The following is a 19,554-nucleotide window of genomic DNA, read 5'->3' as shown; positions in this document are numbered from 1 at the left end:
CGTTCGGGTGTTATGATGATTGAGGCGCTCGCGCCGGACACCAGGACGTCAAGACGGCATGAGTGCGTTTCGCCAGAGTGTGGAAGCCATGATCCCGGCGTTGCGCCGCTACGCCCGCGCGCTCACGCGCGATGCGGATGCGGCCGACGACCTGGTGCAGGATACGCTGGTGCGGGCGCTGCGTTCGGAGCGCCTGTTCCTCGGAGGCGATGTCAGGAGCTGGCTCTATACGATCCTGACCAACCTCAACAAGAACCGGCGGCGCTCGCTGGCAAGGCGCCCGCAATTCACGCAGCTGACGGAGAACAATCCGGATGCCAGCGGGACCGAGGCCGAAGGGCGCGACATCGAGAAGGCGCTGGCGACGCTGGTCGAGGAGCAGCGCTCGGTGCTTCTGCTGGTGATGCTGGAGGGCATGAGCTACCGCGAGGTCGCCGACATCCAGGGCGTGCCGATCGGCACCGTGATGTCGCGCCTGGCGCGGGCGAGAGCCCACGTTAAAGCATCGCTGGAAGGTGAGCGCCCGGCGCTCAAGCGGGTGAAGTGATGGCAGTGTTGATGCATCGCGCGGGTCGCTTCGCCTGCATGGAGCGGGAAGCAGCGCAGTTGAACCGCGAAAGACATTTTGGGCCGCAGAGCCAGAGACGATCGATATGAACGACCATAATATTCCCATTACCGAAGACGAGCTGCACGCCTATGTCGACGGCGAGCTGCCGGCCGAGCGCCGCGCCGACGTCGAGGCCTGGCTTGCCGCACACCCTGACGATGCCGGACGCGTGCAGTCCTGGCGCGCCATGGCCGAGATGCTGCACGCGCGTTACGACTCTGTCGTCCAGGAGCCGGTGCCGGCCCGGCTGGAGCTCGAGCGGCTGGAGCGCCGTCCCCGGCAATGGTTCTATGGCGCCGCGGCGGCTGTGCTGGTCGCCTTCGTGGCCGGCGGCACCGCCGGCTGGGTGGCGCACGGCGCCGCCAACGCCCCCTCGACCTTCCAGAGCTTTACAGCGGACGCGCTCGACGCCCACCGCCTCTATGTCGTCGAGGTTCGCCACCCGGTCGAGGTCGGCGGCAACGAGCGAGACCATCTCCAGGCCTGGCTGACCAGGCGCTGCGGCTGGACCGTGTTCGCGCCGAACCTGGAGGCGAGCGGGTTGAAGCTCGTCGGCGGCCGGCTCTTGCCGGGGCCGAACGGTCCGGCGTCGTTCCTGATGTATGAGGGCGCCTCGGGCGAGCGGTACACGATCTACACCGCCAAGACCGAGACCGGCGCGACTCAGATGCGCTACGCCAAAGCCGACAAGGACGGCGCACTGTTCTGGGCCGAGCGCGGCGTCGGCTACGTCGTCAGCGGCGGCAGCGATCGCGATCGCCTGACCAAGGTCGCGCAGGCGGTCTACGACCAAGCCGAGAAAAACGGTACCTGAGCAACCGCTTGAAGGCGGTGCCTCGATTCCGACATTGAAAATTTGGAATCAAGACATGGGTGCGTCTCATTATCGCACCGGATGCTCACGAGAAAATGAGTAGCGTTCGATCCGCCGATCGACGCGGGCGGCCTCGATTGGGGTTTTTGGTACCGCGCTGGTCCCCCTCTCGAGGCCGCACCTATTATCGACTGCCCCGCCGGACAGCCGACACGTCGAACCACATGGGCCGAGAGGCGCTCTCACGCCTCAGGCATATGACGAGCATCATCTGTCGAGAGATGCTCTGGACTTCTGGGAGAACCCCCTTCAGTTGCGACTTCGCCCTAAAGCGCGATGGCTCACGCTTCAGCAGTTTTCTCTGCGCATGATCTTTTCGGAAAGCCGCTGAACGCCAAATGAACGCCTCGCGCTCACGCGGCCCCCCGGGTCCGGATCATGCCTTAGCCAAGCCCGCTACGTGGATTGTAGGGGTGTTGGTCCCGCCACTTCTCCATCAATGCCTCAAGCTCGGCGTCGTTCCCGTCCGGTAGCATAATCCTGATGGTAACGAAGAGATCCCCGGTTCCGCCGGCTTTTGGCAATCCCTTGCCCTTGAGGCGGAAGGTCCGGCCGCTGGAGGTGTTTTTCGGGACCGACAGTTCCACGGCATTGCCGAGGGTCGGCACGCGGACCTTGCCGCCGAGCACCGCCTCGTAGAGCGTGACCGGCAGGTCGATCCTGAGGTCGGCGCCCTCGATCTTGAAGTACGGGTGCGGCGCGATGCTGATCGTGATCAGGAGATCGCCCGGCGGATGGCCCTGAGCGCTCTCGCCCTGCCCCCGCAACCGGATCTGCTGGCCCTCGGTGACGCCGGCCGGAATCTTGACGTTGAGCTCCTTGCCCGTCGGCAACCGGACGCGCTTCTCGCCACCCTTGACCGATTCTTCCAGCGAGACTGACATCGCGACATTGACGTCGAGATCGAGGCCGATCCCGCCGGTGTCGAATTCGAACTGCCCGGCGCCGCCGGCCCCGGGCCGCGCACCACGCGTCCCGCCGAACATGCTGTTGAGGATGTCCTCGAACGCGCCGCCGCCCTGGCCCGGGCCCGCGCCGCCACTGCGGAACGTATAGCTTTCGAACCCGCCGGGACCCGCACGGCCGCGCGGCCCGCCGCCGCCCGGAAAACCCTGGAAGCGCGGCTTGCCGTCGGCGTCGATCTCGCCGCGGTCGAACTGCTTGCGCTTGTCCTCGTCGCCGATGATCTCGTTCGCCGAATTGATCTCGGAGAAGCGCTCGGCGGCCTTGGGGTCATCCTTGTTGCTGTCGGGATGGTGCTTCTTGGCAAGCTTGCGATAGGCGCTCTTGATCGCGGCAGCGTTGGCGCTCCGCGGCACCCCCAAGACCTCATAGGGGTCGCGCATCCGTCACGTCTCCTTCAAGAGAAATCGAATTGTTCAAAGGGCTCCCCGCCCCATCTGCTGGTCATGTGGGAGGCGAGTGGCATTTTTGCAACTAGCCGCAGAGCCGATTCCTAGCTCCGCCACGGCTTTAGCGTATGAATCTCCCAACGGCCACGGCTGCTTTGGCAGCCGGCGCCCTGGAGCCAGCTTTCGGTGCTGCCATTGACGTAGCTCGCCAGGAAGTCCCGGCACTTGCGGCCGTCCTCGGCGGCGTAGGACTGCGCGATCGGCGTCACCGAGCCACGCGCTCCGGTTTCCGGATTCTCCCAGTGCTGGCTGGAATCCTTGTCGCCCTTGCTCAGGACGTCGGAGGCGGCGTTACGGGCGAAGGCAAGATCGGTGTCGGTCGGCGGGGCGTCCTTTGCCGGCCGCGCGATCGAGCCGGTCAGGTCGCTGTCGTCGGCCTTGGCGTAGGCACTGGTGTCGTTGCGGGAAAAGCTGCAGCCGCCGGAGCCGAGCCCGATCAGAATCATTGTCATGACAAAGCCGGACGGCCGGATCGCCGATAGGCCAACGCGTCCCCATGCCCTATATAGGGCGGTAGCGGACAACAACGCGTTTTGGGCCGCGGGACGCAATTCGGACTCCGGACATGACCGACACGACCTCGATGAAACACCAGACACCCTTAACATCCGGTGATTTCACCGCCGCCGACGAACCGTTTGCGCTGTTCGAGGCCTGGCTGAACGAGGCGATCAAGAGCGAGCCGAACGATCCGAACGCCATGGCGCTCGCAACCGTCGACCCCGACGGGCTGCCAGACGTGCGCATGGTGCTGATGAAGGGCTTCGATGCCGACGGTTTCGTCTTCTACAGCCACATCGCGAGCCAGAAGGGCCGCGAACTCGCCGCAAATCCTAAGGCGGCGTTACTTTTTCACTGGAAGTCGCTGCGCCGTCAGGTCCGCATCCGCGGCAACGTGACGCCAGTGACCGACGCCGAGGCAGACGCTTACTTCGCCACCCGTCCCAAGCAGGCGCAGATCGGCGCCTGGGCGAGCAAGCAGTCCGAGGCGCTGGAAAGCCGCTTCGCCTTCGAACAGGCCATCGCAAAGGTCGCGGCCAAGCACATCATCGGCGAGGTGCCGCGGCCGCCGGGCTGGAGCGGCTGGCGCATCACGCCCTCGCGTATCGAGTTCTGGCACGACCGCCCGTTCCGCCTGCACGACCGTATCGAATTTCGCCGTGACGCGGCCGGCCAGCCATGGTCCAAGACGCGGATGTATCCCTGAGCTTAGGCCGACCTGAAAGATGTCCATGCCGCATTCGTCCAATGCGCCGCGCCGCACGCTGCTCCTGACCGGAGCGAGCCGCGGCATCGGCCACGCCACCGTGATCCGGTTCTCGTCGGCGGGCTGGCGCGTCATCACCTGCTCGCGGCATCCCTTCCCCGAGGACTGTCCGTGGGACGCCGGCCCCGAGGACCACATCCAGGTCGACCTCGGCAACCCCCTGGACACCGCGCGCGCGATCACCGACATCCGCAACCGGCTCGAAGGCGGCATGCTGCATGCGCTCGTCAACAACGCCGCGATCTCGCCGAAGGGTCCGGGCGGCTCGCGGCTTGGCTCGGTCGACACCGACCTCGACACCTGGACGCACGTCTTCCACGTCAATTTCTTTGCGCCGATCATGATCGCGCGGGGATTGATCGAGGAGTTGAAGGCGGCCAGGGGCTCGGTCGTGAACGTCACCTCGATCGCGGGCTCGCGCGTGCACCCCTTTGCGGGCGCCGCCTATGCCACATCGAAAGCCGCGCTTGCATCCCTGACGCGCGAAATGGCCTCCGATTTCGGCCGCGTCGGCGTCCGCGTCAACGCTATCGCGCCGGGCGAGATCGACACCTCGATCCTGTCGCCGGGCACCGAGAAGATCGTCGACCAGCAGATCCCGATGCACCGGCTCGGCACGCCCGACGAGGTCGCCAAGATCATCTACGTGCTGTGCACGGACACCAGCTCTTACGTCAACGGCGCCGAGATCCACATCAACGGCGGCCAGCACGTGTAAGGCCAGGCAGGCGAAGCATGGGCCGGTTCGCGAGCACTGCGTCACTCTACGAGCATTTGCGGCCGCCCTACCCGAGCGAATTCTTTCGCAGCGTCGCGCATAAGCTTGGTCTTACCAAACAGAGCAGCCTGATAGACCTCGGCACCGGACCCGGACTCCTGGCGCTCGGCTTCGGCCCCTATGTCGGCCGCATCGTCGGCGTCGACCCTGAACCTGCCATGCTCGATGCGGCGCGACGCGCGGCTGCGAGCGCAGGCCACGCACTCACGCTGATCGAAGGCAAGGTCGAGACGCTTAGCCCCGACATCGGCGCATTCGACGTCGCGACCATCGGCCGCGCGCTGCATTGGATGGATCGTGAGCCGACGCTTGCGCGGCTCGATCGACTGGTCGCGCGCGATGGGGCAATTCTGATCTGCGCCTCGTTCTCGGCCACCGACGGCAGCAACCCGTGGCTCGATGGCTACAACGACGTCCGCCGCCGCTGGTCACCGGCCAAGCTCTGGGAGGAGGCAGGCATGGGCACGCGCACCCATCGCGACTTGCCGGCGTTCTTTCGCGGCAGCGCCTTTCAGCCCACCGAGCTCGTCACGGTTGAGACCAGCCACACAATCAGTGTGCAGGACCTGACACGCCGCACCCTCACCTACTCGTCGTCATCGCCGGAAGCGCTTGGCGAAAATGCCGACGCGATGCTGCGCGACGTCGGGCAGCATCTCGCTCCCTTCAGTCGCGACGGCGCCATCGCCGAGACCGTCGTCTCGACGGCCCAGATCGTGAAGCGCTAGATGATTTTCCCGCTCGAAGGGCGGGAAGCAAGGCGATCCAGACAACGCCGCCGCAGGACCTGGATCGCCTTTACCCTTCCGTTCCTCAATCGACTCGAATCCGACGCGACCGATCGCGCAGCCGCGGAGCGGCCGTGCTGAACGCAGTCGAGCAGTCGTCGTCGTTCTCACCGTCGAGCAGCGGAGCACCACAGTGCCGGCACATGCGCGCCGACATCGACAACGCCTTGCCGCTCGCCAGGACCTGACGATAATTCGCCAGATCGATGACGTTGCGGGGCGACGTTATGTGTTTTTCAACCATGGCTGTTCCTCGCGGCTAACATGCTGCTTATCGCAGACAAGTTTCGCGCAAACGTTCAGCCCACCGCTCAAATTTTACCGGAGGAATTGGGGCGGCGGGCACACATCACGGCGCGGCCTCAATCCCGCTCTATTCTGCGACACCAACCACCGTGTCTCGTTGAACGGCGTAAGGTCTCGGTAGGTATCAAAGCCACTTCTTCCACTTGAAGAGCCAGTACGGGACGATCGCGGCGGCGAGCATCATCACCAGCGCCATCGGATAGCCGTGGACCCATTCGAGTTCCGGCATCGCCTTGAAATTCATGCCGTAGATCGAGGCGATCAGCGTCGGCGGCATCAGGACAACGGCCATGACCGAAAACAGCTTGATGATGTTGTTCTGCTCGAGATTGACGACGCCGAGCATGGCGTCGAGCACGAAGGTGATCTTGCTGGAGAGATAGGAGGCGTGGTCGGTCAGCGAGGCGACGTCGCGCTGCATGGTCTTGAGCTGCTCGCGCATGTCCTTCGACCATTTCACGCCCTCCACCACCGCGGAGAGGAAGGTGACGACGCGGCCGATCGACACCAGGCTTTCGCGAACCTTCGAGGTCAGATCGCCCTTGCGGCCGATCGAGATCAGGATCTGGGAATATTGCTTGGCGTGGCCGTGGCGCTCGCTCTCCGGCTCGAAGATGTCGTGCGAGACCTGGTCGATCTCGGCGCCGCAGCGCTCCAGGATGTCGGCGCAGCGGTCGATCACGGCGTCCAGCAGTTCCATCAGCACCATCTCGCCGGTGATCGCGGGCGTGCAGGACCGGGCCAGCTTGGCCTCGACCAGCGCAAACGGCTTGGGCTGGTCGTAGCGCACCGTCACCAGGCGATGATCGCCGAGAATGAAAGTCACAGCCGTGGTCCGGGGCATGTCGGTGTCGGACTGGCACATCAGCGTCGCCGTCATGTAGCGCGCGCTGTTCTCGATATAGAGCCGGCTGGAGATCTCGATCTCCTGCATGTCCTCCCGGGTCGGGATCGCAATACCGGAGAGCCGCTCCACCGCCTTGTCCTCAGCCGCGGTCGGGTTGACCAGGTCGATCCACACCGCATGCTCCGGAACCGCCGCGAGGTCTTCGACAACCGCTTTCTTGAGGGAGGAGTCGGAGGGAACGAACACAGAAAACATGCACAACTCCAGCAGGGGCCTGCGACAGACTGACAGCCCTTAGCGCGATTCTGACAAGTTCATGATGACAAGCACATTAACGGAGCGTTTGCATTTGTGGCGGCGCCGTGGCCCAACCGTGGCACGGAATCGACAGTCGGGCGTGCTTTGCCTAAAAACCAGCACAGGAGCGCAAAACTTGCGGCAAAAAAGCCACAGCTCGGCTCTTGCAGCGCGGGAAAAGGTCCGAAACGCTGGAATTGTGGCAGATTTCAACGATAATAGGGCCCAACGGAGTCGTGGTTTGGGCGCGTCTCAAGCCCCGCGAAAGCTAGTTGTTGTCGATTGGAATCAAATCATGTCGTCGCTGAAAGTTATGCTGGGTATTTTGGCCGCTGGCCTGATGCTGTCGGGCTGCATGCAGGCCACACATTTTGAAGCGACCGACACCAAGGCCTTCAAGCCGAAGGACAAGGAACTCCTCGCCAAGGTCCGGTACGAGAACACCCCCGTCGCCGAGCCGTTCCGCCGCGCCATCGTCGATTACCACCGCAAGGAATCGCCGGGCTCGATCGTGGTCGATTCCGACAACCATTACCTCTACTGGGTCATGGATGGCGGCAAGGCGATCCGCTACGGCATCACCGTCGGCGAAGAAGCCATGGCCTGGTCGGGCATTGCCAAGGTTGGCAGCATGACCGAGTGGCCGGCCTGGCATCCGACCCCGGGCGAGATTTCGCGACTGGGCGTGCCGACCTACGTTGCACCGGGTCCGGACAATCCGATGGGCTCCCGCGCGATGTATCTCTACTCCGGCGGCAAGGACACGCTGTTCCGCATTCACGGCACCAACCAGCCGGAATATATCGGCGCCTCGATCTCGTCGGGCTGCATCCGCCTAACCAACGAAGACGCGATCGACCTCTATGGCCGCGTCAAGGTCGGCACCATCGTCGTGGTGCTCGAGCCGAAGCATGGCGACTCGCCCTACAATTCGCGCCTCGCGCTCGGCGGCAGCCAGACGGGCCAGGCGGGCAGCTACTGATCGCCTCCTGCTCTCGGACATTCAAAAGCGCCGGTTTTACCGGCGCTTTTTTGTTGCCGGCTTGTGCGGCTCGGCTTTGGTGCCATCGGCGGCCGACTTGTCCGCCGGCGCAGGGGATTTCTGCGCCGGCTCGTCATCAGCTCCGTCCTTGGCCCCATCCTTGGCCTCAGGCCTGGCCGCGACCTCGCGCGGCGGCGCCTCCTCGGGCCGTCCCGCCGGCAGCAACGGGGCGACCTGCGGCAGGGGATCCCAGACGTTCCACTGACAGATCCGGTAGTCGTTGCGCCGCTGCGCCAGGTCGAGATGGATGTGGTCCTCGTGATACCAGTCCGAGCCCGGACCGAGCACGGTGGAAAAGCGCGCGCAGACTGAATGCAGCACGCGCTCGCGCACATCGCGCGGCATGCCGCGGTCGGTCAGGCCGATCGACCGCCCGTTGGCGAGCTTGATGGCGCGGACGTCGAGCGCGTTGGCCTTGCCGTGCTCGGACAGCATCGCGCCGGCGATGCGGTTACGGCCTCGGCATTCGAAACTGTCGAAATTGTCGAGATCGCTGATGGTCGAGCCGAGGCTCGCCGCCAGCGGCACCATGTCCTTGCGCACCCAATCGGCGATCGCGGAGGCCATGGTGCAGCGGAGGATCGCCGCCGGCTTGACCGCCACCTTGCGCTTGTCCGGCAGCACGATCGCCTCCAGCCGCACCAGATCCTCGCCGCCGCAGGCGCCGGGGCCGCGAATATCGGGAATGGACGGCGCGACGGCGATCTCCTCGGTCAAGGCGAGCCGGCAGACCGAGAGCTGCTTCTCGGGCGGCGGCGCGGCCTCGACGGGCTTGGTCGCGCTCGGCTTGTCTGCGGAAGGCTTCCCCTCTGCCTCCGGCGCGGCCTCGTCCGTTGCTTGGGGGGCCTCCTCCGGGCGGGGCTTTGGTAGCGGTATCCTGGCGGAGTGCACCTTCGCGCGCGGCCGTGGTGTACCAAGACCGAAGATATCCAGCGGCGTAGCATATTTTCGCGCTTCTGCCCGCTCCGCCAGCACAAGCGACAGCCCGAGCGCAGCGGTAACCATTGCCGCGCCTGCGGACATATAGCCGCGACAAGACCATTTGCGGCGAAAGTCCGGCAGGCTAAAACTCATGACAATTCTTTGGCCCAGCGCTGAGAGCTATAAAAAGTCCAGCCCACCTCGGAGGAATGTCTGAATGCTTGGTTTGATGCAAGATTGGCCCCTGCTCTGCCACCGGATCATCGAACACGCCGCCAAGATTCATGGCAAGCAGGAGGTCGTTACGCGATCGGTCGAGGGACCGATCCATCGCACCACCTACGGCGAAATCCACAAGCGGGCGCTCAAGGTCTCGCAGGTGCTGGAGCGAGACGGCATCAAGCTCGGCGACCGTGTCGCAACGATCGCCTGGAACACCTGGCGCCATCTCGAGGTCTGGTACGGCATCATGGGGATCGGCGCCATCTGCCATACCGTCAATCCCCGCCTTTTCCCCGAGCAGATCGCCTGGATCATCAACCATGCGCAGGACCGCATCGTGATGACCGACCTCACCTTCGTTCCGGTCCTGGAGAAGATCGCCGACAAGCTGCCAAGCGTGGAACGCTACGTCGTGCTCACCGACAAGGCGCATCTGCCTGAGACCACGCTGAAGAACGTGGTCGCCTACGAGGACTGGATCGCGGAGGCCGACGGCAAGTTCGAATGGAAGGACTTTGACGAGAACACGGCCGCCGCGATGTGCTACACATCCGGCACCACGGGCGATCCGAAGGGTGTCCTGTATTCGCATCGCTCCAACGTGCTGCACGCGCTGATGGCGAACAATGTCGATGCGCTCGGCACCAGCGCGTCCGAGACAATGCTGCCGGTGGTGCCGCTGTTCCATGCCAATAGCTGGGGCATCGCCTTCTCGGCCCCCTCGCAAGGCACCAAGCTGGTCATGCCCGGCGCCAAGCTCGACGGCGCCTCCGTCTACGAGCTGCTCTCGACCGAGAAGGTGACGCACACGGCGGGCGTGCCCACGGTGTGGCTGATGCTGCTGCAGCACATGGCCGCCAACAATCTGAAGCTGCCGGCTTTGAAGATGGTGATCTGCGGCGGCTCGGCGATGCCGCGCTCGATGATCAAGGCCTTCCTCGACATGGGCTCGAACGTGCGCCACGCCTGGGGCATGACCGAGATGAGCCCGATCGGCAGCGTCGCGGCGCTGAAGCCGCCGTTCCAGAATGCGACCGGTGAGGCGCGGCTCGACGTGCTTCAGATGCAGGGCTATGCGCCCTTTGCGGTGGAGATGAAGATCACCGACGATGCCGGCAAGGAGCTGCCCTGGGACGGCAAGACCTTCGGCCGTCTCAAGGTCTCCGGCCCCGCCGTTGCCAAGGCCTATTACCGTGTCGACAGCAACATCCTCGACGAGGAAGGCTTCTTCGACACCGGTGACGTCGCGACCATCGACGAGGCCGGCTACATGCGGATCACCGACCGCTCCAAGGACGTGATCAAGTCCGGCGGCGAGTGGATCTCCTCGATCGACCTCGAAAACCTCGCGGTCGGCCATCCCGCCGTGGCGGAGGCCGCCGTCATCGGCATCTATCATCCCAAATGGGACGAGCGGCCGCTGCTGATCGTGCAGCTCAAGCAGGGCCAGCAGGCCAGCCGCGAGGACATCCTGAAGTTCATGGACGGCAAGATCGCCAAATGGTGGATGCCCGACGACGTCGCCTTCGTCGAAGGCATTCCGCACACCGCGACCGGCAAGATCCTGAAGACCGCACTACGCGACCAGTTCAAGGATTACCGTTTCCCGAACGCGGCGGCGTAACCCTCGGTACCGCCCTCCCCTGGAGGGCGTGAGCGCTCGACGCATTGAAGCCTCCATAACGACATGGCCGGGCCTGTCCCGGCCATCCACGCCTTGCCCCGCGGCACGGAGAACGTGGATGCCCGGGCATAGGCGAGTGGAAGCGACGCCGTCCTTCGGACGGCTATGCCCGGGCATGACGGTCTGGGCGCATGCGGAACCCTTGAATTTGCCCCCGGGCCGTGGTCTCAACGGCCCATCGTCGCGCCAAATCGGCCGACATCGCCCAAAACCCCGGCAGAGCTTCACCCGATGGCCCGCAGGTTTTCCGCTCCCTATCAGTCGGAGCCCGTGTCCAGCCTCGCGAGCTGGGCGCGTAATCTGGCCGTGTTCGCGGTGGTGGCGGTGGTGGTCTCGATCATCATCGTCCGCTTCGACTTCCTGGAGATGAAACCGGCGCTGATGACGTTCTTCGGCGGGCTCGCGATCGCCGGCCTCTCGATCCTGTTTGGGCTCGCGGGCTTTGCCGCGATCTGGCAGAACGGCTCGCGCGGCATGGGGCGCATCCTGCTCGCCTTCCTCATCAACGGCGCGATCCTCGCTTATCCCGCTTATCTCGCCCTGCAATACCGCAAGCTGCCGCCGATCTACGACATCACCACCAACCCGATCGACCCGCCGCGCTTCGACGCGCTCGCGCACCTGCGCACCGGCGATGGCACCAACACCGCGGTCTATGCCGGCCTCTATTCGGCCGAGCAGCAGCGCCAGTTCTACCCGGACATCGAGCCGATCGAGCTGGAGATCCCGGTCGATCGGGCCTATGCGATCGCGCGCCAGCTCGTCATCAAGCGCAAATGGCTCGTCATCGACGAGCGCGAGCCGCAGCCACCGCGCCGTATCGGCCGCATCGAGGCGGTGGCACGGACGCCGATCATGGGGTTCCGCGAGGACATCTCGATCCGGGTCGTGCCCGATGGTGACGATTCCCGCGTCGATATCCGCTCGGCGTCGCGCTATTTCGACAGTGATCTCGGCAGCAACGCCGCGCGCGTCAAAAAATTCATCGACGATCTCAACACCGCCGCCGACGCCGACGCGCTGAAACCGGTGAAGAAGACGCCGGTCGCGCCACCGAAGGCACCGGCGAAGACGGTGAAGAAGTAGCCCCGCTGTCATTCCAGGACGATGCGCAGCATCCAGCCCGGAATGACGAGAAGCTAGGCCCCCGCCATTCGATACGTACCGCCGATCACGGGATCGCCATCCGTCGCCACCACGCCGCGCGCGACCAGATCTTCCAGATGCGCCAGGACCGAATAGCCGGCGGCCGTCGTCAGCCTGGGATCGATGCCGATATAGATCGCGCGCACCATGGTCGGGATATCGGCCTCGCCCTTGGCCAGGCGGTGCAGGATCGAGGCTTCGCGCGCCTTGCGGTGGCGGATCAGGAAGCGCACGAAGCGCTGGCCGTCCGGGATCTCCGGGCCGTGGCCGGAGAAATACAGATCCTCCTCGCGCGCGGCGAGGCGGTCGAGCGACTCCATGTAGTCGATCATCGAGCCGTCGGGTGGCGCCACGATCGACGTCGACCAGCCCATCACGTGATCGCCGACGAATTTGAATTTCCGTTCGGGCCAGGCGAAGGCGAGATGATTGGCGGTGTGGCCGGGCGTCGCCACGGCCTCCAGACGCCAGCCGGCACCCTCGACGACGTCGCCATGGGCGATCCTGATATCGGGCGCGAAATCGCGGTCGGCGCCGGACTCCGGATTGTGCTTCTCGCTCTCGAAGCGCGGGCGCGAGGCACGGTGCGGGCCCTCGGCATAGACGGGCGCGCCGGTCGCCTGCTTGATCCGCGCGGTGTTCGGCGAATGGTCGCGATGGGTGTGGGTGACGAAGATATGGCTCACCGTCTCGCCCCTGACGGCATCGAGCAGCGCCGCCGCGTGCGCCTCGTCGTTCGGACCGGGATCGATGATCGCGACGTTGCCTTGGCCTACGATGTAGCTGACCGTGCCGGTGAAGGTGAACGGGCTCGGATTGTTACAGAGCACGCGCCGCACGCCGGGACGGACTTCCTCGACGACACCGGCCCTGAGCGGAAAGTTGCGGTTGAACGGGATGTCGTCGTTGTCGGACATGGGACTTCCTGTGCACTGCAGCCCCAACCCTCGCCGTCATACCCCGCGAAAGCGGGGTATCCAGTACGCCGCGGCGCCTGAGGCGAAGGCGAGGTCTCTGGGATACTGGATCGCCCGCCTTCGCGGGCGATGACAGCGGAGCAAACTAGCCGCGGCCGAAGAACGCTGCGACTAGAAAAACGCCTGGATGCCCGTGATCGCACGTCCCAGGATCAGGGCGTGGACGTCGTGAGTCCCCTCGTAGGTGTTGACGGTCTCGAGGTTATGGACGTGGCGCATCACGTGGTACTCGGCCGAGATGCCGTTGCCACCGTGCATGTCTCGCGCGACGCGGGCGATATCGAGGGCCTTGCCGCAATTGTTGCGCTTCATGATCGAGATCATCTCGGGGGCAAACTTGCCCTCGTCCATCAGACGGCCGACGCGAAGCGAACCCTGGAGGCCCAGCGCGATCTCGGTTTCCATGTCCGCCAGCTTCTTCTGCACGAGCTGGGTCGCGGCGAGCGGCTTGCCGAACTGCTTGCGGTCGAGCGTGTACTGGCGGGCGCGGTGCATGCAGTCCTCGGCGGCGCCGAGCGCGCCCCAGGAGATGCCGTAGCGGGCGCGGTTGAGGCAGCCGAACGGGCCCTTGAGGCCGGACACGTTGGGCAGCAGCGCGTCCTCGGGAACCACGACGCCGTCCATCACGACCTCACCGGTGATCGAGGCGCGCAGGGACAGCTTGCCGCCGATCTTCGGCGCGGAGAGGCCCTTCATGCCCTTTTCCAGCACGAAGCCGCGGATCTGGTTGTCGTGCTCGGCCGACTTGGCCCAGACCACGAACACGTCGGCGATCGGCGCGTTCGAGATCCACATCTTGCTGCCGGTCAGGCGATAGCCATCCGAGACCTTCTCGGCGCGGGTCTTCATGCCGGCCGGATCGGAGCCGGCGTCGGGCTCGGTGAGACCGAAGCAGCCGACCCACTCGCCGCTGGCGAGCTTCGGCAGGTACTTCTTGCGCTGGTTCTCGTCGCCATAGGCGTAGATCGGGTACATCACCAGCGAGGACTGCACCGAGTTCATCGAACGATAGCCGGAATCGACCCGCTCGATCTCGCGCGCGACGAGGCCGTAGGCGACGTAGCTCGCATTGGCACAGCCATATTCCTCAGGCAGCGTAATGCCGATCAGGCCGAGCTCGCCCATCTCGTTGAAGATCTCGCGGTCGGTCTTCTCCTCGAGATACGCCTTGGTGACGCGCGGCAGCAGCTTGTCCTGAGCATAGGCGCGCGCGGTGTCGCGCACCATCCGCTCGTCTTCGGTGAGCTGCTCGTCGAGCAGGAACGGATCGTCCCATTGGAAAGAAGCCGCAGCCGGCTTGTCCTTGGTCTGAGGGCGCACGCTCATGAAACGTCCTTTCGTCTGGTTCCGTCAAAATTTGCCCGACAAAGTAAAGCGCCGCGGCAACAAGTGCAATTGCGTTGCAGATGGATGGCTCTGCGTGGACCCCGGGGATGCGCAGCGCGCGCCCCCGGAATGACAGCGCTAGCTTTCAAGCTGCTCGTTGGCAACGATCTCGATGCCGAAGCCTGACAGGCCCTTGTAGTCGTGCACCGACGAGGTGAGGTGGCGGATCGAGGTGACGCCGAGATCGCGCAGGATCTGCGCGCCGACACCGACCTCGCGCCACTGGCGGTTGCGGTCCGCCTCGCTCGCGCTCTCATCGGGTAGCGGGGCAACGGGGACACCGGCGGCTCCGTCACGCAGGTAAACCAAGACGCCACGGCCGGACTTCTTGAAGTGCTCGAGCACTGCCGCCATGCGCTTATGGCCGGTGAAGATGTCCTTGACGATGTTGGGCTTGTGGAAGCGCGTCAGCACGTTCTTGCCGTCGCCGACGCCGTTATAGACGAACGCGACGTGGGCGATGGAATCGAACGGCGAGCGGTAGGCATAGCCCTGAAGCGGCCCGATCGGGCTGTCGGTGACGAAGGTCGAGACCCGCTCGATCAGCTTCTCGCGCACCTGGCGGTAGGCGATCATGTCGGCGATGGTGACATGCTTGAGCTTGTGCTGGGCCGCAAAGCGGGCGACCTGCTCGCCCTTCATCACGCTGCCGTCGTCGTTCATGAGTTCGCTGATGACGCCGACCGGCGGCAGGCCGGAGAGCTTGCACAGGTCGACCGCGGCCTCGGTATGGCCGGAGCGCAAGAGCACGCCGCCGTCCTTGGCAATCAGCGGGAAGATGTGGCCCGGGCGGGCAAAATCGTTGGCGCCGACATTGGGATTGGACAGCGCGCGGCAGCACGAGGCGCGCTCTTCGGCCGAGATGCCGGTGCCGCCGTCGGGCTTGTAGTCGATCGAGACCGTGAATGCGGTGGTGTGCGCGGAATCGTTGTGGGCCACCATCGGATCGAGCCGGAGGCGGCGCGCGTCCTCGGTGGTCACCGGCGCGCAGACGATGCCGGAGGTATGGCGGATGATGAACGCCATCTTCTCGGCGGTACAGAGCGAGGCGGCGACGATCAGATCGCCCTCGCCCTCGCGGTCCTCGTCGTCGGTGACGACCACGAGCTCACCCCGGGCAAAGGCCTGCAAGACTTCCTGAACGTTATCGGGCATTTCCCAATCTCTATCGGTTATGGCCGGGAGGCTTCGCCGGACGCCTTAGCCGGACTTGGCCCCAAGCGCTAGTGTCCTGGACGCAACCGCATATGCCTGATGGCGGGCCGGCCCGCGGGTCTAAGGCTTGCACCGAAGATACCAGGGATATAGGCGCACACGGCCCGGACGGAAAGCGGCCGCGCCGCCTTCAGGGCAGCACTTCGCGCCGCTCGCCGAGCCGGACATCGAGCTCGGCCCGCTTGTCGGCCAGCAGGCCAGCCTGGGCCGCTTCGATCACGGTAAACAGCTCATGAGCGTCGCTGAGCCGGGTCACCGTGACGTAGCTGGCGCCGGCCGCGTAGAGCTCGCTCACATCCGACAAAAGATCGGCCGTGGCCACGATCATGGCGGTCGGGTTGAGGGTACGGACGTGGCGGACCAGCTTCTCGTTGCTGGCGCCCTTGAGAAGGGCGTCCGGCACGCTGAGGATGATCATCTCGGACTTGCCGACGCCGGCATGGAGCAGCGTGTCGGCGCTGCTGATGTCACCATAGATCACGTGCAGGCCGCGCGACAGCAGCGTCTTGTACACATTGGGATTGAAGTCGATCACGGTGATCTGCTCGAGCAGCACCGGCGCCTGCCGTTCGATCTCGGCCAGCAGCGCGCTCGCCGCACGGAAAAAGCCGAGGATGACGATGCGGCGGGCCTCGCCGTGGCCGCCCTCGTGCCCCTCCTCGGCGTGGCCGTTGCCATGGTCGAGGTCGCGCAGGCCGATCCGCTTCAGGGGGCCGATCGCCCAGCGGGTGATCTCGTCGCTGCGGGTCATCACGAAGGTCGAGAGCACCGCCAGCACCACGAAGGCAAAGGAGGCCGCATTCGCCGTTTCGGCCGCGATATGATGGTCGGCGACGCCGGTCTGGATCACCACCAGCGAGAACTCGGAGATCTGCGCGAGGTTAAGGGCCGGCAACAGGCTGGCGCGCAGGCCCTGCTTCATCAGGTAGAGCGGGGCGAAGGTGGTGACGAGGCGGCTCACCACCGTGAACGCCGCGATCATCAAGGCAAGCCCGATCACGGAGAGGCCCGGCACGGGAATGGTCATGCCGAGCGCGACAAAGAACAGCGTGATGAAGAAGTCGCGGAGCGTGGTGACCTTGGCGGTGACGTCGAGGGCGTAAGGGAAGGTCGACAGCGAGACGCCGGCGATCAGCGCACCCATCTCGCGCGACAGTGAGAGCCGCTCCGCGGTCTCGGCGACGAGGAAGCACCAGGCGAGCGCGCCAAGCAGGATCAACTCGGGGCGACGGGCAATCTGATGGAATAGGCGCGGCAGCACATAGCGGCTGACCAGCAGTGCGGCAGCGACCAGCACCGCGACACGGCCGATCGACAGCAGGATGACGCTGACCTCGAGATTGGCGAGGCTCGGCTGCACCGCCAGGAACAGGATGGCGAAGATGTCCTGGAGCACCAGCACACCGAGCGTGATGCGGCCGGGCAGCGTGTCGAGCTCGCGCTTCTCGTAGAGCACCTTGACGATGATCACGGTGCTCGACAGCGCGCAGGCGACGCAGAGATAGACCGCATCGAAATGCCCACCGCCGAGCGACAAGCCGATGCCGACGAAGAACAGCACCCCGAGCAGGCAGCCGCCGATGAGCTGGCCGCCCGCCGCGAACAGGATCACCTTTCCCGCCCGCACGATTTTCTTCAGGTCGATCTCGAGCCCGATCATGAACAGCATGAAGATCAGGCCGAGCTCGGAGATGACGCTGATCGATTCCTGCGATTTGACCCAGCCGGCACCGAATGGACCTATGCAGAAGCCGGCGATAAGGTAGGCCAGGATCAGCGGCTGCCGGGAGAAATGGGCGAGCAGGCCCAGCATCCAGGCAAACAGAATACAGAGAGTGATGTCGCGAATGAGTTCGTGCATACCAAATTGGTCCGTTTTGCCGCACCCTAGGGCCAGGTTGCGGCGCGGCAAGCGAGCAATTCGTCACATGCGAGCAGGGCTTTTCGCAGCAATGCTGCTATGTCCCCTCGCCTCTGCCGCGCCCGCAGCCGCGCAATCCAAGGTCAATATCGAACAAAACTTTGCCGATTCGCTCACCACACTGCCGAAGGAGGAACTCGCCGTCTCCGGCGGGTTCTATGTGCCCGCCTATTCCAGCGTTGCGATGAGCCAGGGCAAACTACGTGTCGACTTCTCGGTGACGCTGAGCGTTCACAACGCCTCCGAGACCCAGCCGCTGATCGTCAAACGCATCGCCTATTTCGACACCGCAGGCAAGCAGGTCGAGACCTACCTGAAGGGCCAGGTGGCGCTGAAGCCTCTGGCCACCGTCTCGATCTTCATTCCGACCGACGATGTGCGCGGGGGGACCGGGGCCAATTTCCTTGTCGACTGGGCCGCAACAGGCGAGATCGCCGAGCCCGTGGTCGAGGCCTTGATGGTTGGCGGCGTCGCCAATGCGCATTACGCTTTCATCAGCCAGGGCCGTCCGACCCGGACGGCCACAAAGAAGTAGAGGCCGTCCGACGAGGACGGCCGGCAAGAAGTAAGGCACGCCGGCGCAAGGCCGGTCGCTCAACAAGAACAAAACGAGGAACGCTCCCATGACGTCCAGCTTCGATTTCGCGCCCCTGTTTCCCGCAGGGCTGCCGGCCCCTTCCGCGCGCTGGACGGGCCTCGCCAAGTACAGTTTTGTCGGTGGCAACAACGACTCCGAGCAGTTGCCGCTCGACGGCCTGATCGAGGCGACCAATTCCGCCTTGCAAAAGGAAGGCCGCTCGCTCGCGACCTACGGCCTGGCGCACGGGCCGCAGGGCTATTTGCCCTTGCGCGAATTCCTGGTGACAAAACTGAAGCGCGACGCCGGCATCAACTGCACCGTCGACGACCTCCTGATCGTCTCCGGCTCGCTCCAGGCGCTCGACCTCGTCAACGCAACGCTGCTGACACGCGGCGATACCGTGATCTTCGAGCAGGACAGCTATCAGGGCTCGTTGACCCGCCTGGCGCGGCTCGGGGTCAACGTCGTCGGCATCCCCCTCGACAAGGACGGCATGCGTATGGATGTGCTGGCCTCGACGCTGGCCGATTTGAAGAGCCGCGGCATCCGGCCCAAGTACATTTACACCATCCCGACCGTGCAGAATCCCACCGGCAGCATCATGCCGGAGAGCCGCCGCGCTGAACTGGTACGGCTCGCGGCCGAATATGGCGTGCCCATCTTCGAGGACGATTGCTACGCCGATCTCGTCTGGTCGGGACAGCGACCGCCGGCGATCCACGCGATGAGCCCGAACGGCGGCGTGATCCATATCGGCTCGTTCTCGAAATCGATCGCACCGGCGCTGCGCGTCGGCTTCATCGTCGCGCCCTGGGATGTGATGTCGCGGATGCTGGCGCTGAAGACGGATGCAGGCTCAGGCGCGCTGGAGCAGATGGTGCTGGCCGCCTATTGCAAGCCGCACTTTTCGACCCACGTACCGGCACTGACGAAGGCGCTGCGCACCAAGCTCGATACGCTGATGGAGGCGCTGAACGAGCAGTTCGGGACGGCGGCCGAGTTCGAGGAGCCCAAGGGCGGCATCTTCCTGTGGGTCAAGCTGCCCGACCAGGTCGATACGCTGAAACTCTATCAGGCCGCGCTCGCCGCCGGAGTCTCGATCAATCCGGGGCCGGAATGGTCGACCAACAAGCCCCATTCCTCCTCGCGGCTCAGGCTGTGCTTTGCGAGCCCCTCGCATCAGCAGATCCGTGAGGGCGTCGCCGTGCTGGCCGAGGTCTGCCGCAAGGAGTTCGGCGTGCCGGCCCGCAGCGCCAACGTGGAGAAGCGCGCCTAAGGCTC

Annotated in this window: 18 protein-coding genes; 10 read left to right on the top strand and 8 right to left on the bottom strand. The window is 64.9% G+C overall.

All coding sequences use genetic code 11. The features are described from left to right. The first annotated feature begins 58 nt into the window (after positions 1-58). Positions 59-547, top strand: a complete 489-nt coding sequence (locus tag AB7535_RS03870) for a sigma-70 family RNA polymerase sigma factor (protein ID WP_014497222.1) — start codon at positions 59-61, stop codon at positions 545-547. A 106-nt stretch (positions 548-653) separates the two neighbouring features. Further along, the gene (locus AB7535_RS03865) at positions 654-1,424 is read left to right on the top strand and encodes an anti-sigma factor family protein (RefSeq protein WP_085401291.1); all 771 of its coding nucleotides are present in this window, start codon (positions 654-656) and stop codon (positions 1,422-1,424) included. 443 nt (positions 1,425-1,867) lie between these two features. Here the strand turns inward: AB7535_RS03865 and AB7535_RS03860 are convergent, their stop codons facing one another. After that, on the bottom strand, positions 1,868-2,830 hold the full coding sequence (locus AB7535_RS03860) for a DnaJ C-terminal domain-containing protein (RefSeq protein WP_085401292.1): 963 nt from the start codon (positions 2,828-2,830) through the stop codon (positions 1,868-1,870). Between the two features lie 110 nt (positions 2,831-2,940). Further along, positions 2,941-3,348: an RT0821/Lpp0805 family surface protein gene (locus AB7535_RS03855; protein WP_028158074.1), complete on the bottom strand. Its 408-nt coding sequence runs from the start codon at positions 3,346-3,348 to the stop codon at positions 2,941-2,943. Positions 3,349-3,461: 113 nt separating this feature from the next. On the opposite strand from AB7535_RS03855, the gene pdxH reads away from it, so the two are divergent. Genes pdxH through AB7535_RS03840 form a run of 3 tightly spaced genes read left to right on the top strand, consistent with a single transcriptional unit; the run spans position 3,462 to position 5,669 of the window. Beyond that, positions 3,462-4,103: a pyridoxamine 5'-phosphate oxidase gene (gene pdxH / locus AB7535_RS03850; protein WP_085401293.1), complete on the top strand. Its 642-nt coding sequence runs from the start codon at positions 3,462-3,464 to the stop codon at positions 4,101-4,103. A 25-nt stretch (positions 4,104-4,128) separates the two neighbouring features. Beyond that, on the top strand, positions 4,129-4,881 hold the full coding sequence (locus tag AB7535_RS03845; protein WP_063984930.1) for an SDR family NAD(P)-dependent oxidoreductase: 753 nt from the start codon (positions 4,129-4,131) through the stop codon (positions 4,879-4,881). 17 nt (positions 4,882-4,898) lie between these two features. Further along, positions 4,899-5,669 carry a class I SAM-dependent methyltransferase gene (locus tag AB7535_RS03840; protein ID WP_085401294.1) on the top strand — a complete coding sequence of 257 codons (771 nt, stop codon included), beginning with the start codon at positions 4,899-4,901 and terminating at the stop codon, positions 5,667-5,669. A 490-nt stretch (positions 5,670-6,159) separates the two neighbouring features. On the opposite strand, the gene AB7535_RS03835 is transcribed toward AB7535_RS03840, so the two are convergent. Further along, positions 6,160-7,137 carry a magnesium transporter CorA family protein gene (locus tag AB7535_RS03835; protein WP_085401296.1) on the bottom strand — a complete coding sequence of 326 codons (978 nt, stop codon included), beginning with the start codon at positions 7,135-7,137 and terminating at the stop codon, positions 6,160-6,162. Positions 7,138-7,474: 337 nt separating this feature from the next. On the opposite strand from AB7535_RS03835, the gene AB7535_RS03830 reads away from it, so the two are divergent. Further along, entirely contained in the window at positions 7,475-8,161 is a 687-nt protein-coding gene (locus AB7535_RS03830; protein WP_063984933.1) for a L,D-transpeptidase, read from the top strand. 36 nt (positions 8,162-8,197) lie between these two features. On the opposite strand, the gene AB7535_RS03825 is transcribed toward AB7535_RS03830, so the two are convergent. Then, positions 8,198-9,295, bottom strand: coding sequence for an extensin family protein (locus tag AB7535_RS03825; protein WP_085401297.1), 1,098 nt, complete (start codon positions 9,293-9,295; stop codon positions 8,198-8,200). Positions 9,296-9,359: 64 nt separating this feature from the next. Between AB7535_RS03825 and AB7535_RS03820 the strand changes: the two genes are divergently transcribed. Both AB7535_RS03820 and AB7535_RS03815 read left to right on the top strand, forming a co-directional pair. Beyond that, positions 9,360-10,988: a fatty-acid--CoA ligase gene (locus tag AB7535_RS03820; protein WP_063984935.1), complete on the top strand. Its 1,629-nt coding sequence runs from the start codon at positions 9,360-9,362 to the stop codon at positions 10,986-10,988. A gap of 291 nt (positions 10,989-11,279) precedes the next feature. Next, entirely contained in the window at positions 11,280-12,134 is an 855-nt protein-coding gene (locus AB7535_RS03815) for a DUF1499 domain-containing protein (RefSeq protein ID WP_028148216.1), read from the top strand. Positions 12,135-12,187: 53 nt separating this feature from the next. Here AB7535_RS03815 and AB7535_RS03810 read toward each other — a convergent pair whose 3' ends face one another. The 4 genes from AB7535_RS03810 to AB7535_RS03795 all read right to left on the bottom strand — a co-directional run bounded on the left by AB7535_RS03810 (position 12,188) and on the right by AB7535_RS03795 (position 17,633). Next, positions 12,188-13,111, bottom strand: a complete 924-nt coding sequence (locus AB7535_RS03810; RefSeq protein WP_354113190.1) for an MBL fold metallo-hydrolase — start codon at positions 13,109-13,111, stop codon at positions 12,188-12,190. A gap of 171 nt (positions 13,112-13,282) precedes the next feature. Then, the gene (locus tag AB7535_RS03805) at positions 13,283-14,497 is read right to left on the bottom strand and encodes an acyl-CoA dehydrogenase (RefSeq protein WP_028148218.1); all 1,215 of its coding nucleotides are present in this window, start codon (positions 14,495-14,497) and stop codon (positions 13,283-13,285) included. Positions 14,498-14,635: 138 nt separating this feature from the next. Beyond that, the gene (gene ribB / locus AB7535_RS03800) at positions 14,636-15,712 is read right to left on the bottom strand and encodes a 3,4-dihydroxy-2-butanone-4-phosphate synthase (RefSeq protein WP_028148219.1); all 1,077 of its coding nucleotides are present in this window, start codon (positions 15,710-15,712) and stop codon (positions 14,636-14,638) included. A 190-nt stretch (positions 15,713-15,902) separates the two neighbouring features. Further along, a complete protein-coding gene (locus tag AB7535_RS03795; protein ID WP_085401300.1) occupies positions 15,903-17,633 on the bottom strand; it encodes a cation:proton antiporter in 1,731 nt (576 codons plus the stop codon). Between the two features lie 67 nt (positions 17,634-17,700). Between AB7535_RS03795 and AB7535_RS03790 the strand changes: the two genes are divergently transcribed. Further along, entirely contained in the window at positions 17,701-18,228 is a 528-nt protein-coding gene (locus AB7535_RS03790) for a DUF3124 domain-containing protein (protein ID WP_085401301.1), read from the top strand. A gap of 88 nt (positions 18,229-18,316) precedes the next feature. Next, on the top strand, positions 18,317-19,549 hold the full coding sequence (locus tag AB7535_RS03785) for an aminotransferase-like domain-containing protein (protein WP_028158083.1): 1,233 nt from the start codon (positions 18,317-18,319) through the stop codon (positions 19,547-19,549). Positions 19,550-19,554 lie beyond the last annotated feature (5 nt).

The sequence above is a fragment of the Bradyrhizobium sp. 956_D2_N1_4 genome (assembly GCF_052076025.1).
Classification (GTDB): domain Bacteria; phylum Pseudomonadota; class Alphaproteobacteria; order Rhizobiales; family Xanthobacteraceae; genus Bradyrhizobium; species Bradyrhizobium barranii.
This window is presented reverse-complemented; position numbering and strand designations above follow the sequence as displayed.